Annotated in this window: 13 protein-coding genes; 8 read left to right on the top strand and 5 right to left on the bottom strand. The window is 72.0% G+C overall.

The annotated features are described in order from the left end of the window. Window positions 1–34: 34 nt before the first annotated feature. The 5 genes from N5875_RS16280 to N5875_RS16260 all read right to left on the bottom strand — a co-directional run bounded on the left by N5875_RS16280 (window position 35) and on the right by N5875_RS16260 (window position 7,047). Window positions 35–1,087 carry a 2-oxoacid:ferredoxin oxidoreductase subunit beta gene (locus N5875_RS16280; RefSeq protein WP_318208635.1) on the bottom strand — a complete coding sequence of 351 codons (1,053 nt, stop codon included), beginning with the start codon at window positions 1,085–1,087 and terminating at the stop codon, window positions 35–37. Then, window positions 1,080–3,017 carry a 2-oxoacid:acceptor oxidoreductase subunit alpha gene (locus N5875_RS16275; RefSeq protein WP_318208636.1) on the bottom strand — a complete coding sequence of 646 codons (1,938 nt, stop codon included), beginning with the start codon at window positions 3,015–3,017 and terminating at the stop codon, window positions 1,080–1,082. The genes N5875_RS16280 and N5875_RS16275 overlap by 8 nt, the downstream gene beginning before the upstream one ends. Before the next feature lie 322 nt (window positions 3,018–3,339). Continuing rightward, complete coding sequence (locus N5875_RS16270) at window positions 3,340–3,999, bottom strand: response regulator transcription factor (protein WP_318209215.1); 660 nt, start codon at window positions 3,997–3,999, stop codon at window positions 3,340–3,342. A 203-nt stretch (window positions 4,000–4,202) separates the two neighbouring features. Continuing rightward, complete coding sequence (locus N5875_RS16265; protein ID WP_338494454.1) at window positions 4,203–5,486, bottom strand: sensor domain-containing protein; 1,284 nt, start codon at window positions 5,484–5,486, stop codon at window positions 4,203–4,205. Between the two features lie 334 nt (window positions 5,487–5,820). After that, window positions 5,821–7,047 carry a sensor domain-containing protein gene (locus N5875_RS16260; protein WP_338494452.1) on the bottom strand — a complete coding sequence of 409 codons (1,227 nt, stop codon included), beginning with the start codon at window positions 7,045–7,047 and terminating at the stop codon, window positions 5,821–5,823. A 393-nt stretch (window positions 7,048–7,440) separates the two neighbouring features. On the opposite strand from N5875_RS16260, the gene N5875_RS16255 reads away from it, so the two are divergent. From N5875_RS16255 to N5875_RS16220, 8 genes are read left to right on the top strand one after another with little or no spacing between them, the layout of a single operon-like run. Continuing rightward, entirely contained in the window at window positions 7,441–7,851 is a 411-nt protein-coding gene (locus N5875_RS16255) for an NADH-quinone oxidoreductase subunit A (protein WP_318208639.1), read from the top strand. Beyond that, a complete protein-coding gene (locus N5875_RS16250; protein WP_318208640.1) occupies window positions 7,842–8,438 on the top strand; it encodes an NADH-quinone oxidoreductase subunit B family protein in 597 nt (198 codons plus the stop codon). The genes N5875_RS16255 and N5875_RS16250 overlap by 10 nt, the downstream gene beginning before the upstream one ends. Continuing rightward, on the top strand, window positions 8,435–9,895 hold the full coding sequence (locus N5875_RS16245) for an NADH-quinone oxidoreductase subunit C (protein WP_338494450.1): 1,461 nt from the start codon (window positions 8,435–8,437) through the stop codon (window positions 9,893–9,895). The genes N5875_RS16250 and N5875_RS16245 overlap by 4 nt, the downstream gene beginning before the upstream one ends. Beyond that, on the top strand, window positions 9,892–10,860 hold the full coding sequence (locus N5875_RS16240) for a complex I subunit 1 family protein (RefSeq protein WP_318208642.1): 969 nt from the start codon (window positions 9,892–9,894) through the stop codon (window positions 10,858–10,860). Before N5875_RS16245 ends, N5875_RS16240 begins: the two co-directional genes overlap by 4 nt. Beyond that, window positions 10,860–11,414, top strand: coding sequence for an NADH-quinone oxidoreductase subunit I (locus N5875_RS16235; RefSeq protein WP_318208643.1), 555 nt, complete (start codon window positions 10,860–10,862; stop codon window positions 11,412–11,414). The genes N5875_RS16240 and N5875_RS16235 overlap by 1 nt, the downstream gene beginning before the upstream one ends. Further along, window positions 11,411–11,959 (top strand): NADH-quinone oxidoreductase subunit J, encoded by a 549-nt coding sequence (locus tag N5875_RS16230; RefSeq protein ID WP_318208644.1) that lies wholly within the window; start codon window positions 11,411–11,413, stop codon window positions 11,957–11,959. Before N5875_RS16235 ends, N5875_RS16230 begins: the two co-directional genes overlap by 4 nt. Next, on the top strand, window positions 11,959–12,348 hold the full coding sequence (nuoK, locus tag N5875_RS16225; protein ID WP_318208645.1) for an NADH-quinone oxidoreductase subunit NuoK: 390 nt from the start codon (window positions 11,959–11,961) through the stop codon (window positions 12,346–12,348). Before N5875_RS16230 ends, nuoK begins: the two co-directional genes overlap by 1 nt. Next, the gene (locus N5875_RS16220) at window positions 12,345–14,324 is read left to right on the top strand and encodes an NADH-quinone oxidoreductase subunit L (protein WP_338494447.1); all 1,980 of its coding nucleotides are present in this window, start codon (window positions 12,345–12,347) and stop codon (window positions 14,322–14,324) included. The genes nuoK and N5875_RS16220 overlap by 4 nt, the downstream gene beginning before the upstream one ends. Window positions 14,325–14,337: the final 13 nt, after the last annotated feature.

Raw genomic sequence — 14,337 nt, 5'->3', positions numbered from 1 at the left:
GCTCGGGCCTCTTCCACGTATTCACGCAGGCGTGCTACCCGACGACCGTCCATGTGTCGTTCCCGGCCAGCAGCTGGCTCAGGTCGCCCTTGCCGTGCCGTTCCAGGGCCGTCTCCAGCTGGTCCGCCATCAGGGTGTCGTACACCGGTCGTTCGACCGACCGGAACACCCCGATGGGGGTCTGGTGGAGGGTGTCCGGGTCCGCCAGGCGGGAGAGCGCGAAGGCCGTGGTGGGGGTGGTCGCGTGGGCGTCGTGGATCAGGATCCGCGACTCGTTCTCCGGGGTGACCGTGACGACCTGGAGGTCGCCGGTGGCCGGGTCGCGGACGACGCCCTTCTCGTTCTCGGCGCCGAAGCGGATCGGCTGCCCGTGTTCGAGGCGGATGACCGCCTCCTTGGCCTGGTCCTTGTCCTTGAGGACCTCGAAGGCGCCGTCGTTGAAGATGTTGCAGTTCTGGTAGATCTCGACGAGCGCCGTGCCGTTGTGGTCGGCGGCCTGCCGCAGGACCTCGGTGAGGTGCTTGCGGTCGGAGTCGACCGTACGGGCCACGAAGGAGGCCTCCGCGCCGAGGGCGAGCGACACCGGGTTGAAGGGCGAGTCCAGGGAGCCCATCGGCGTCGACTTGGTGATCTTGCCGACCTCGGAGGTGGGGCTGTACTGGCCCTTGGTCAGCCCGTAGATCCGGTTGTTGAAGAGCAGGATCTTCAGGTTGACGTTGCGCCGGAGGGCGTGGATGAGGTGGTTGCCGCCGATGGAGAGCGCGTCGCCGTCGCCCGTGACGACCCAGACGGACAGGTCGCGGCGGGAGGTGGCGAGGCCGGTGGCGATGGCCGGGGCGCGGCCGTGGATCGAGTGCATCCCGTAGGTGTTCATGTAGTACGGGAAGCGGGAGGAGCAGCCGATGCCGGAGACGAAGACGATGTTCTCCTTCGCCAGGCCCAGCTCGGGCATGAAGCCCTGGACGGCGGCCAGGACGGCGTAATCACCGCAGCCGGGGCACCACCGCACCTCCTGGTCGGACTTGAAGTCCTTCATGGACTGCTGCGCCTCGGCCCTGGGGACCAGGTGGAGGAGGGGCTCACTCATCGATGGCCTCCTTGAGAGCGGCGGCGAGCTGCTCGGCCTTGAACGGCATGCCGTTGACCTGGGTGTGGCTGCGGGCGTCGACGAGGTACTTCGCCCGGACGAGGGTGGCGAGCTGGCCGAGGTTCATCTCGGGCACGACGACCTTCTCGTACCGCTTCAGGACCTCGCCGAGGTTCTTCGGGAAGGGGTTGAGGTGCCGCAGATGGGCCTGGGCGATGTGGCCGTCCTCCCGGCGGATGCGGCGGACGGCCGCCGTGATCGGCCCGTAGGTGGAGCCCCAGCCGAGGACCAGGGTCCGCGCGCCGTCCGGGTCGTCCACCTCGATGTCGGGGACGTCGATGCCGTCGACCTTGGCCTGCCGGGTGCGGACCATGAACTCGTGGTTGGCGGGGTCGTACGAGATGTTTCCGGTGCCGTCCTGCTTCTCGATGCCGCCGATGCGGTGCTCGAGACCGGGGGTGCCGGGCACGGCCCAGGGGCGGGCGAGGGTCTCCGGGTCGCGCTTGTACGGCCAGAAGACCTCGGTGCCGTCGGCCAGCTCGTGGTTCGGGCCGGTGGCGAACTGTGTCCGCAGGTCGGGGAGTTCGTCGACCTCCGGGATGCGCCAGGGCTCGGAGCCGTTGGCGAGGTAGCCGTCGGAGAGCAGGAAGACCGGCGTGCGGTACATGAGGGCGATCCGGGCCGCCTCGATCGCCGCGTCGAAGCAGTCGGCGGGCGTCTTCGGGGCGACGATCGGGACCGGCGCCTCGCCGTTGCGCCCGTACATCGCCTGGAGGAGGTCGGCCTGCTCGGTCTTGGTGGGCAGACCGGTGGACGGGCCGCCGCGCTGGATGTCGACGATCAGCAGCGGAAGCTCCAGGGAGACCGCGAGACCGATCGTCTCCGACTTGAGCGCCACACCGGGGCCGGACGTGGTCGTCACGCCGAGCGCGCCGCCGAAGGCGGCCCCCAGGGCGGCGCCGATGCCGGCGATCTCGTCCTCGGCCTGGAAGGTGCGGACACCGAAGTTCTTGTGCTTGCTGAGCTCGTGGAGGATGTCCGAGGCCGGGGTGATGGGGTACGAGCCCAGGTACAGCGGCAGGTCCGCCTGGCGTGAGGCGGCGACCAGGCCGTACGAGAGGGCCAGGTTCCCCGAGATGTTCCGGTAGGTGCCGGTGGGGAAGGCCCGGGTCGCGGGGGCGACCTTGTACGAGACGGCGAAGTCCTCGGTGGTCTCGCCGAAGTTCCATCCGGCCCGGAAGGCGGCGACGTTGGCCTCGGCGATCTGCGGCTTCTTCGCGAACTTCTGCCGCAGGAAGGTCTCGGTGCCCTCGGTCGGCCGGTGGTACATCCAGGAGAGCAGCCCGAGCGCGAACATGTTCTTGGAGCGCTCGGCCTCCTTCCGGGACAGGCCGAACTCCTTGAGCGCCTCGACGGTCAGCGTGGTCAGCGGCACCGGGTGGACCCGGTAGCCGTCCAGCGAACCGTCTTCAAGGGGCGAGGTCGCGTAGCCGACCTTGGCCATGGCGCGCTTGGCGAATTCGTCGGTGTTCACGATGATCTCGCCACCGCGCGGCACGTCCCCGATGTTGGCCCTGAGGGCGGCGGGGTTCATCGCGACCAGCACGTTCGGGGCGTCGCCCGGGGTCAGGATGTCGTGGTCGGCGAAGTGCAGCTGGAAGGACGAGACGCCCGGCAGGGTTCCGGCGGGTGCCCGGATCTCGGCCGGGAAGTTCGGCAGCGTGGAGAGGTCGTTCCCGAAGGACGCCGTCTCCGAGGTGAAGCGGTCACCTGTCAGCTGCATACCGTCACCGGAGTCACCCGCGAAGCGGATGATCACCCGATCGAGACGGCGCACTTCCTTCTCGGTGCCGTGGTGCGGCTTCGCCGGGGCGCTGCGCTGCTCCCCGAGCAGGGCCTCACCGGCCTCGCTACTGACCTGGCTGGTCACTGAACTGGACCTCCCTCGCGGCAAGGGGACTCTCCGCCGGAGGCGGGAGAAGGCTCGGGATGCGGTCGGCCGATCACCGTCCGTCCCGAAGCCCACCCTACGACGGTAAGGAGGGCCTTCCCGGGACTTCTCACATCATGGACCTCTTTTTGAGATGCCCTCTTGCCCTGAATTGTCACGTTCTGTCGCCACCCGGAGTGTTCCGGAAAGCCGGATTCCGCCTCATTCATTGGACCTAGGGCCCCTGGGGGCCGCCATCGGCCGCCCGCCGGGTCGCGACTCCGGCCGGCGGCCCCACGTCATCTGACAGGGTGTCAGATGATCAGGATTTCAGATACGTCAACACCGCCAGTACCCGTCGATGATCGCCGTCACTCGGCGAGAGCCCCAGCTTCAGGAAGATGTTGCTGATGTGCTTCTCCACCGCGCCGTCGCTCACGACCAGCGCCTTCGCGATCGCCGAGTTCGTCCGCCCCTCCGCCATCAGACCGAGGACCTCCCGCTCGCGCGGCGTCAGATTCGCCAGTACGTCCTGCTGACGGCTCCGGCCCAGCAGCTGCTGCACGACCTCCGGGTCGAGCGCCGTACCGCCGCCGGCGACCCGCACCACGGCGTCCACGAACTCCCGGACCTCGGCGACCCGGTCCTTCAGCAGATAGCCGACACCGCGACTGGAGCCGGCCAGAAGTTCGGTGGCGTACTGCTCCTCCACGTACTGCGACAGCACGAGCACGCCGAGTCCCGGATGCTCCTTGCGCAGCCGCACGGCCGCGCGGACCCCCTCGTCCGTGTGCGTCGGCGGCATCCGCACGTCGGCGACGACGACGTCGGGCAACGCACCCTGCGCGGCGAGCCCGGCCACGGTCTCGACGAGCGCGTCACCGTCCCCCACGCCGGCGACCACGTCATGCCCGAGATCGGTGAGCAGCCGGGTCAGCCCCTCCCGCAGCAACACGGAATCCTCGGCGATGACCACCCGCACGCGCCCGCCCTCTTGATCCACAGCCACGCCCAACAGCCCCCATGCCTTCTTGCCCGAGTACTTCCTACGACTCGGCCAGCATCGCAGGGTCGCCTCGCGTCGTGCTCATTCGCGGGAGGAGGACTGTCACATGCGAAGGACTGTCACATGCGGAGGACTGTCACATGAGGAGGATTGCCACCTCCGGCGCGCCCAGCGCAGCGTCACGCCCGCCAGGGCAGCTCCACCGTCACCGTCGTGGGCCCGCCCTCCGGCGAGTCCACCGCGAGCACCCCGTCCACCGCCCCCACCCGGTCGGAGAGCGAGGACAGACTCCGCCCGGTCACGACATGCGCCCCGCCCACCCCGTCGTCCCGCACCTGAAGCATCAGCCGGTCGCCCGTACGCCACACCTCCACCCAGGCCCGCCGCGCCCGCGCATGCGCCGTGACGTTCCGCAGCAGCTCCGAGACGGTGAAGTACGCGATGCCCTCGATGGCCGCGACCGGCCGCGCCGGCAGGTCGACGTCCACCGACACCGGAACCGCGCACCGCGAGGCCACCGCCGACAGCGCCGCGTCCAGACCCCGGTCGGTGAGGACCGCGGGGTGGATGCCCCGCGCCAGATCCCGCAGCTCCTGGAGCGCGAGCTTCACCTCGCCGTGCGCCTCGTCGACGAGCACCGCCGCCGCCTGCGGATCCTCCGCGAGCTTCTCCTTCGCGAGCCCGAGATCCAAGGCGAGCGCGGCGAGCCGGGCCTGCGCCCCGTCGTGCAGATCGCGTTCGATGCGCCGCAGGTCCGCCGCGGCGGTGTCGACGACCACGCCCCGGTCCGACTCCAGCTCGGTGACCCGCGAGGCGAGCCGGGAGGGCCCGAGGAGCCCGGAGACGAGGAACCGGTCGACGGCGACGAACCCGCGCAGGAGCCAGGGCCCGGCCATCACGAAGAGCAGCCCGACGAGGCTGGTGACGGCGACCTCGAAGGGGGAGTCGAGGTAGAAGTTGTGGGTTCCGTCGCCGTACAGCTGAATGCCGTCCTGCCCGACGTACGCGGGGAAGACCCACTTCCACAGCGGATACGTGAAGAGGCCCCAGCCCCAGGTCCAGAAGGCCACGGTCACCGAGAACGAGAAGACCGCCCACGGCATGTGCACGACCGCGTACAGCAGGTGCCGCCAGGACGCCCCGCTCTTCAACATGGCACCCATCCAGGAGAAGGCTCCGCCGGTCCGACCCCGTACCGGCTCCGGCGCGCGCACGTCGGCATCGAGCAGGGCACGCGCCCGGGCCCGCTCGACGGCGCCGAAGCCCCGGCACATGGCGAGGGCCCCGGCGAGGATCGGCACGCCGAGGAAGGTGATGAGCAGCCCGGCGCCGGCCGAGACGAAGGCGATGGAGAGCGCGAACCAGCAGACGCTCAGCGGCAGCCCGATCAGCACGTAGAGCAGCGCACGCCACGTGCGGCCCTCGAACGGCGCGCGGATCGCGGCGGGGAGGTGGGAGGCCATCGCGGGGGTCCTTCTCTGCTCAGGGAGGGGCGGGCGGTACGTATCCCAGGGTTCCGCGTCGGGCCCCGCCGGACCATGAGGCGGGTGGGCGTCTGGGGGCGGGGGTTTTCCCTACCTAGCGGGGGTTTTCCCTGCCTGGGGGGACGGCGGGCGCGCGGGGCGGCGCGCCGGCGGTGCTCTGGGGGCTGGTGCCGGGCACGGCGGCTCAGCGGCACGGAGGCGCAGCGGCGCAACGGCACGGCGGCACAACGGCGCAGCGGGCCGACGGGGGAACGAGCGTCGTTCGCTCCCCCGTCGGCCCGCGCACTCGGCTACCGGTGTTCGAGTCCCCCACCTACGCGCCCGCGCCGGCGGCGGCCCGCGCCGTCACGCCCCCCGGGCGCGACCGCCACGGCAGTTCCGCCGTCACCGTCGTCGGGCCGCCCTCCGGTGAGTCCAGGACGAGCAGGCCGTCCACCGCTCCGAGCCGTTCCGCGAGGCCCGCGAGGCCCGTGCCGCCGTCGAAGCGGGCACCGCCCGCCCCGTCGTCCCGTACCTGGAGCAGCAGCCGGTCCTTCGCCCGCCACACCTCCACGGACGCCGACCGCGCCCGCGCGTGCTTCGAGACGTTCTGGAGCAGCTCCGACACCGTGAAGTACGCGATGCCCTCGATCGCCTCCGCCGGCCGCTCCGACAGATCCACCGTCACCTTCACCGGCACCGTGCAGCGCGCCGACACCGAGGACAGCGCGGCGCTCAGCCCGCGGTCGGTGAGCACGGCCGGGTGGATGCCCCGGGCGAGGTCCCGCAGTTCCTGGAGCGCGAGCTTCACCTCGCCGTGCGCCTCGTCGACCATCGCGGCGGCCGTCTCGGGGTCGTCGAGGAGCTTCTCCTTCGCGAGGCCGAGCCCCATCGCGAGCGCGACGAGCCGGGCCTGCGCCCCGTCGTGCAGGTCCCGCTCGATGCGCCGCAGGTCCGCCGCCGCGGTGTCGACGACGACACCCCGGTCCGACTCCAGCTCGGCGATCCGCCGCTCCAGCTCGTCGGAGGGGGAGAGGAGGCCACGGACCATGCCCCGGTCGGCGTTGGCCATGCCCCGGGACAGGAAGGGCAGTACGGGCCAGAGAACGATGAGCGAGACGAGCGCGATCGTGAACGTCACGATCCCCCAGGGCAGCCGGATCAGCCCGTACAGCTGCGTCCGCCAGGCCACCGGGTCCTTCAACGTGCTCCACAGCCAGCCGAAGAAGCCGCCGCGCGGCGGCAGCGGGGACGGTTCGGCGACCTCGACCCCGAGCAGCCCCCGGGCGCGAGCCCGCTCCGACCGGCCGATGAGGCGCGCGCCGCGCAGGCCGAGGGCGAGCAGCGGGAGCCCGATGACGGTGACGGACAGGCCGACGCCGAGGAGCACGCTCACGACCGCGTAGACGAAGCCGACCAGCGCGGTGAAGAGATTGGAGAGGAGGAAGGCGATCTCCTTCCAGGTCTCCTTCCCGTAGGCGGTGCGCTTGGGCGGCCGCGTGCGCGGGGACGAGGTGGCGGCGGCCCCGGAGGACTCGGCGGGATCAAGATCGGCGGTCATGGTCTCCAGCCTGCCGGTCGAGGACGGCGCGACGCCATGGGGGAGGTGGGTGAGCGGCAGGGGGGATATCCCCACCAGGCTCGCAAGGGGACTGGCACCGGGTCGTACGAGGACCGGCCCAGGGCCCGGATGAGGACGGCACCGGGCCCGCGCCGGGCCCGGAACGAGGCCCGCACCGGGCCCGGAACGAGGCCCGCACCAGGCCCGGGCCGAGGCCTGCACCGGGCCCGGAACGAGGCCCGCACCAGGCTCGTACGAGGGCCGCACCGGGCTCGTACGAGGAGCGCGCGAGGACGGTGTTCACGCGACTGCTTACGGTCTCTTTAGCAGGGCCTAGACTCGCGTGCGTACAGAAGTGACTCATGAGACACCGAGACCGAGGGGCGGACGGACGTGCGCGAACCGACCGTTGTCGCGGCCGACGCGGTGGGCGCGGCGGACTACTTCCAGACGTACTCCGTCGTCGGCCTGCTCGCCGTCGTCGGAGTGCTCTTCGTCGCCGTTGCGTTCGGCGCGGGCCGACTGCTGAGGCCTGTCGTGCCGACGCCCGAGAAGCTCCTCACGTACGAGTGCGGTGTCGACCCCGTGGGGGAGGGCTGGGCGCACACCCAGGTCCGCTACTACGTGTACGCCTTCCTCTACGTCATCTTCGCCGTCGACTCGATCTTCCTCTTCCCCTGGGCGACGGTCTTCGCCGCGCCCGGCTACGGCGCCACGACCCTGGTCGAGATGTTCGTCTTCCTCGGCTTCCTGGCCGTGGGGCTGCTCTACGCGTACAAGAAGGGCGTCCTGGCATGGACGTAACACCCCTGCCCACACCCCTGCCCGCTCCGAAGCTGGGGCCGCTCGCCCGCCTGGCCCCCGAGCCGATGAAGGTGGTCCTGAACTGGGGCCGCCGCTACAGCCTGTGGGTCTTCAACTTCGGTCTCGCGTGCTGCGCGATCGAGTTCATCGCCGCGTCGATGGCCCGGCACGACTTCATCCGGCTCGGCGTGATCCCGTTCGCGCCCGGCCCGCGCCAGGCCGACCTGATGATCGTCTCGGGCACGGTGACGGACAAGATGGCGCCGGCGGTGAAGCGGCTGTACGAGCAGATGCCGGAACCGAAGTACGTCATCTCCTTCGGCGCCTGCTCCAACTGCGGCGGCCCCTACTGGGACTCGTACTCGGTCACCAAGGGCGTCGACCAGATCATCCCGGTCGACGTGTACGTGCCGGGCTGCCCGCCGCGCCCCGAGGCGCTGCTCCAGGGCATCCTCAAGCTCCAGGAGAAGATCGCGCGGGAGAGCCTGGCCGAGCGGTACGCGACCACCGGCGGCGCGTCGGTCGCGCAGCTGACGAGCCCGCTGGTGGAACGACCGTCGGCGGAGCGACCGGGAGCCCAGGCATGACGGCGTACGACTCCCTCCCCGGCTCCGTGACGGAGATCTTCGGCGAGGAGGCGACGGCGGAGCAGGCGTACGACCTGCTGACGGTCGACGTCCCGCCGGAGTCCTGGATCACGGCCCTGGAGACGGCCCGGGACACGCTCGGGTGCACCTACTTCGACTGGCTGAGCGCGGTCGACGAGCCGGGCACGGGCTTCCGGGTCTGCGCGCACGTGGCGGCGGTGGGGGAGGGGCGTCCGCGCCGCCTCCTGCTCCGCACGACGGTCCCGCACGCCGCCCCCGTCCTGCCCACGGCGCTCGGTGTGTACGCGGGCGCGGGCTGGCACGAACGCGAGACCCACGAGATGTTCGGCGTGGACTTCACGGGCCACCCGCACCTGGTGCCGCTGCTCCTCCCGGAGAACTTCGAGGGCCACCCGCTGCGCAAGGACTTCGTCCTCGCGGCCCGGGTCGCGAAGGCGTGGCCGGGCGCGAAGGAACCGGGCGAGTCGCACGAGGGCGGCCCGAAGCGCCGCCAGATGCTTCCGCCGGGCGTCCCGGACCCCAACGAATGGGGCCCCCTGAAGGGCCAGCTGCCGCCTGCCCCGGCGCGCCCGGCCCGAGCGGCGGCAGGCGACCGCCCGGTCCGCCGGGCCCGCTCGGTGACGGAGGGCTCGGCGACCCAGCCGGAACCCGGGACGACCCCCCCGACGGACACCACCCGCCCGCCGCGCCGGACGCGCTCGGCGTCGGAGGGCTCGGCGAGCCAGGCACCTGCGGGGCCCGCGCCAACCGACACCCCGCCTGCCGCAGGCACCACGCCGCGTCGTTCGCGCTCGGCGTCGGAGGGCTCGGCGAGCCAGGTGGCCGCGAGTCCGGAGTCGTCGGCCGGCGAGACGGAGGCCCAGCCTCCGGCGGCGCGCCCGCCGCGCCGGACCCGCTCGGCCGCCGATGGTTCGGCGAGCCAGTCGGCCCCGGCGGACGGCCCCGCGTCGCGTGCGGAGGCCGCGCCTTCGCGTACCCGCAGCTCGGACGCCCCCTGGCACCACGCCCGCCCTGCCTTCGACGAGGAACCGACCACCCCGGCGGAGCCGGAGGCGGCGGACGCGGCGGAAGCGCCCGCGCCGGACACCCCGGCGGCGGCGCCCAAGGCGGCGCCTGAAGCCGAGGCCGCGCCCAAGGCCGAGCCTGAAGCCGAGGCCGCGCCTGAGGCTGAGGCCGAGCCCAAGGCCGGGCCCGCGCCCAAGCCCGAGCCCGCGCCCGCGCCGGAGACCCCGGCGGAGCCCGAGACCCTGCCGCAGCCGGAGCCCCGGCGCGAGCTGGCGCCCGAGTCCGGCGGCCCGCCCAAGAGCGACCCCACCGGCCCTGCGGACCCCGACGGCCCTGCCGACGGCCCCACAGGCCCCGCCAGTCCCGCCAGCCCCACTGACCCCGCCAGCCCCACTGGCCCCACCACCCCCGCCGGAGGCGATCCCGCGTGAACGACGTACTCGACGTCGCCCTCCGGCTGCTCGTCGTCTTCGCCGTCTTCCTCGTCCTGCCGCTCGTCGTCGGCCAGACCGAGCACAAGGTCATGGCCCATATGCAGGGCCGCCTCGGCCCCATGTACGCCGGTGGTTTCCACGGCTGGGCGCAGCTCGTCGCCGACGGGGTGAAGTTCGCGCAGAAGGAGGACGTCGTCCCCAAGGACGCCGACCGGCGGGTCTTCCAGCTCGCGCCGGCCGTCGCCCTCCTCCCGTATCTCCTCGTTCTCGTCGCGATCCCGATCGGTCCGAGCGAGGGCGCCGTCGGGCAGGTCGTCGACGCCGGCATCTTCTTCGTGCTGGCCGTGATGGGCGTCGGCGTCCTCGGCAGTCTGATGGCCGGCTGGGCGTCCGCGAACAAGTTCTCGCTGCTCGGCGGGCTCCGTACCGCCGCCCAGCTCCTGGCGTACGAGCTCCCCATGCTGCTCGCCGCCGCCTCCGTCGCGATGGCCGCCGGCACCGTCTCCCTCCCCGGCATCCTCAACGCCTTCGAGTGGTGGTGGCTGCCCTGGCAGATCGTCGGCGCGCTCGTCTTCTTCGTGGCGGGCCTCGCCGAACTCCAGCGGCCGCCGTTCGACATGCCCGTCGCCGACTCGGAGATCATCTTCGGCGCGTACACCGAGTACACCGGCCTCCGTTTCGCGTTGTTCCTGCTCGCCGAGTACGCCGGCATCGTCGTCCTGTGCGGCCTCACCACCGTCCTGTTCCTCGGCGGCTGGCACGGCCCCTTCGGCGGCGACGGTCTCGGCTGGGTGTGGACCCTGCTCAAGACCGCCGTCCTCGCGTTCATCGTGATCTGGCTGCGGGTCAGCTACCCGCGCCTGCGTGAGGACCAGCTCCAGAAGCTGGCCTGGACGACGCTCGTCCCGCTCGCCCTCGCGCAGATCGCGCTCACCGGCATCGTGAAGGTGGCGATTCAGTAATGCCTCCGATCCCCGGCTCAGGCCTCGCCAAGGGCCTCGCCGTCACTCTCCGCACGATGACGAAGAAGACCGTCACCGCGCAGTACCCGGACGTCCAGCCCGAGCTGCCGCCCCGCACCCGCGGGGTCATCGGGCTGTTCGAGGAGAACTGCACGGTCTGCATGCTCTGCGCCCGTGAGTGCCCCGACTGGTGCATCTACATCGACTCCCACAAGGAGACGGTGCCGGCGGCCGCCCCCGGTGGCCGCGAGCGCAGCCGGAACGTCCTCGACCGCTTCGCCATCGACTTCTCCCTCTGCATGTACTGCGGTATCTGCATCGAGGTGTGCCCGTTCGACGCGCTGTTCTGGTCGCCCGAGTTCGAGTACGCGGAGACCGACATCCACGAGCTGACCCACGAGCGCGACAAGCTCCGCGAGTGGATGTGGACGGTTCCCGAACCGCCCGCGCTCGACCCGTGCGCGGAGGAGCCGAAGGAGATCGCGGCCGCCCGCAAGGCAGCCGAGAAGGCCGCCGCCGCCGCGGCGGCCCAGGCCGAGGGGGACCAGCAGTGAATCTCGCCGCAGCCTCACCCGGCTTCCTCTCGCCCACCGGCGTCGAGATCGCCTTCCTCCTCGTCGGCCTCGTCACCCTCGGCGCCGCTCTCGTCACCGTCACCACCCGCCAGCTCGTCCACGCCGCGCTCTGGCTGGTTGTGGCGCTCGGGGGCCTCGCGGTCGAGTACCTGCTCCTGACGGCAGAGTTCATCGCCTGGGTCCAGGTCCTGATCTACGTCGGTTCCGTCGTCGTCCTCCTTCTCTTCGGGCTCATGCTCACCAAGGCCCCCATCGGCCACTCCCCGGACGCCGACTCCCGCAACAAACCGGTCGCCGCGGCCGTCGCGCTCGCCGCCGCGGTCGCGCTCGTCTGGGTGGTCGTCGACGCGTTCCGTACGACCTGGATCGACCTCGACGGAGCCGTACAGGGGTCCACCGAGGTGTCCGGCGAGATCCTCTTCCGGCACTGGGTGCTGCCGTTCGAGGCGCTGTCCGTCCTCCTCCTGGCCGCCCTGGTCGGCGCCATCGTGCTCTCCCGCAGGAAGAAGGAGGAGCAGCGCTGATGCACCTCGCCTACCCGGCCGTCCTCGCCGCCCTCCTCTTCGCCATCGGCGTGTACGGCGTCCTCGCCCGCCGCAACGCGATCCTGGTCCTGATGTCCGTCGAGCTGATGCTCAACGCCGTCAACCTCAACCTGGTCGCCTTCGACGTCTGGCTCCGCGACACCCTCCACGCCGGCCAGGCCCTCACCCTCTTCACCATCGCCATCGCCGCCGCGGAGATCGGCATCGGTCTCGCGATCGTCCTGATGGTCCACCGCAACAAGGGCACCTCGGACATCGACCGGCTCCGTGACACGGCGGAGCCGCCGCAGCCCTGGGGCACCGCGCCCGAGGACGGCGCGACCACCGACGAACCGCCCACCGGCGAGAAGGCCGAGGCCACCGCGTGACCACCACGACCCTCGCCGTCCTCGTCCCCCTCCTCCCGTTCCTCGGCTCCGTCGCCGGACTCCTGCTCGGCCGCACCGCCCCCGGCTACGTCCGTCCGCTGGCCGTGCTGCCCACCCTCGCGGCCGCGGTCCTGGCCGTCCTCGTCGCCGTACGGCAGGGCGGCGGGAAGGCGATCGACGCCGCCACCCAGCTCACCCCCACCGGCTCGGTCCCCATCGACCTGGCCCTGTACGTCGACGGCTTCGCCGCCCTCGTCGCCGTCCTCGTCGGCGTCGTCGCCACCTGCGTGCAGATCTACTCGACCGGCTACCTCCGCGAGGACCCGCGCTACCCCTCGTACGCCGCGCTCGTCTCCCTCTTCACCTCCGCGATGCTGCTCGTCGTCTACTCCGGCGACCTGATGGTGCTCCTGGTCGGCTGGGAGATCATGGGCATCTGCTCGTACTTCCTCGTCGGCCACTACTGGGAGACTCCCGAGGCGCGGGCCGCCTCCCTGAAGGCCTTCCTCGTCACCAAGCTCGGTGACGTCCCCTTCCTCATCGGTCTCTTCGCGCTCGCCGCCGACGCGGGCACCTTCCGGATCACCGGTGTCCTCGGCGCCGTCGCGAGTGGCGGTCTCGACCACCCCACCCTGATCGCGCTGCTGCTGCTCGCCGGTGTGGCGGGCAAGTCGGCCCAGTTCCCGCTGCACACCTGGCTCCCGGACGCCATGGCCGGCCCCACCCCCGTCTCCGCGCTCATCCACGCGGCGACGATGGTCGCCGCCGGTATCTACTTCACGGCCCGGCTGCTGCCCGTCTTCGCCGCGTCCGCCGCCGCGATGACGGTGCTCGCCGTGATGGCCGCGATCACGATGGTCGGCTCGGCGCTCGCCGCGCTCGCCCAGGACGACATCAAGCGGGTCCTCGCCTACTCGACGATCGGTCAGCTCGGCTACATGGCCGGCGCCCTGGCCGTCGGCGACCGCGGGTCCGCCGTCTTCCACCTCCTCTCGCACGCCGCCTTCAAGGCCCTGCTCTTCCTCGCCGCCGGCACCGTCATCCACGCCGCCGGTACGAACTCGCTGACCGCCATGTCCCGCATGAGCGGTCTCGCGAAGCGCATCCCGGACGCGTACTGGACGATGACCGTCGCCCTGCTCGCGCTCGCCGCGATCCCGCCCTTCGCCGGCTTCTTCTCCAAGGAGGCCGTCCTGGTGGCCGCCGAGCACACCGCGCTCGGGGACCGCACGGTCGCCCCCGCCGGCGCCGGCTGGACCGTCCTCGTCGCCGGGCTGCTGACCGCCCTCCTCACCGCCGCGTACGCGCTCCGCCTCTGGCTGCGGACCTTCCGCGGCCGCGGCGCCGAGGCCCCGGACCACGGGCGCCAGCCGATCGCCATGACGTCCGTCCTCTGGGTGCTCGCCATCCCCTCCCTGGGCTTCGGTCTGACCGTCACGTACCTGGACGACTGGTTCGACGGGAACGCCCTCACCCCGACCGTCGTCACGGCCGTCCTGGGCACGGGCCTCGCCGCTGCGGGAGCCGCCGTCACCTACGCCGTCTGGCGCACCCTCGCCGCCAGGACCCCGGTCTCCGCGCCCGTCCCACACGTCGCCCACCCCGACGCCGAAGCGGGTCTCGTCGAGGCCGAGGCACTGCACCTGCCGCACCCCGCCGAGGACCCGGCCGACCCCGGCCGCGCCCTCCTCGGCCCGCTGCACGGTCCCGCCGCCGACGGCTTCCACCTGGACGCCGCCTACCGGACGGCGTTCGTCCGCCCCGTCCTCGCCGCCGCCTCCCTGGTCCGCTTCCTGGACCGCGAGGTCGTCGACACCTACGTCCGCGCCGCGGGCACCTCCGCCAAGGGGCTCGGCTGGTTCGTCCGCCGCGCCCAGACCGGCAACGTGCAGACCTACCTCAGCGCCCTGCTCGCCGGCTCCGTCGTCCTGGCGATCGTCGCCGTCGCCCTCGCCAACGCCGTCGCCGGAGCGTGAGCCGTGATCGATA

This window comes from Streptomyces sp. SJL17-4, from assembly GCF_036826855.1.
GTDB lineage: Bacteria > Actinomycetota > Actinomycetes > Streptomycetales > Streptomycetaceae > Streptomyces.
This window is presented reverse-complemented; position numbering and strand designations above follow the sequence as displayed.

Excerpts from the sequence above, each read along its gene's own strand:
- N5875_RS16280 (WP_318208635.1), bottom strand. The coding sequence starts at position 1,087 with ATGAGTGAGCCCCTCCTCCACCTGGTCCCCAGGGCCGAGGCGCAGCAG.
- N5875_RS16265 (WP_338494454.1), bottom strand. The coding sequence starts at position 5,486 with ATGGCCTCCCACCTCCCCGCCGCGATCCGCGCGCCGTTCGAGGGCCGC.
- N5875_RS16260 (WP_338494452.1), bottom strand. The coding sequence starts at position 7,047 with ATGACCGCCGATCTTGATCCCGCCGAGTCCTCCGGGGCCGCCGCCACC.
- N5875_RS16250 (WP_318208640.1), top strand. The coding sequence starts at position 7,842 with ATGGACGTAACACCCCTGCCCACACCCCTGCCCGCTCCGAAGCTGGGG.
- N5875_RS16245 (WP_338494450.1), top strand. The coding sequence starts at position 8,435 with ATGACGGCGTACGACTCCCTCCCCGGCTCCGTGACGGAGATCTTCGGC.
- N5875_RS16235 (WP_318208643.1), top strand. The coding sequence starts at position 10,860 with ATGCCTCCGATCCCCGGCTCAGGCCTCGCCAAGGGCCTCGCCGTCACT.
- nuoK (WP_318208645.1), top strand. The coding sequence starts at position 11,959 with ATGCACCTCGCCTACCCGGCCGTCCTCGCCGCCCTCCTCTTCGCCATC.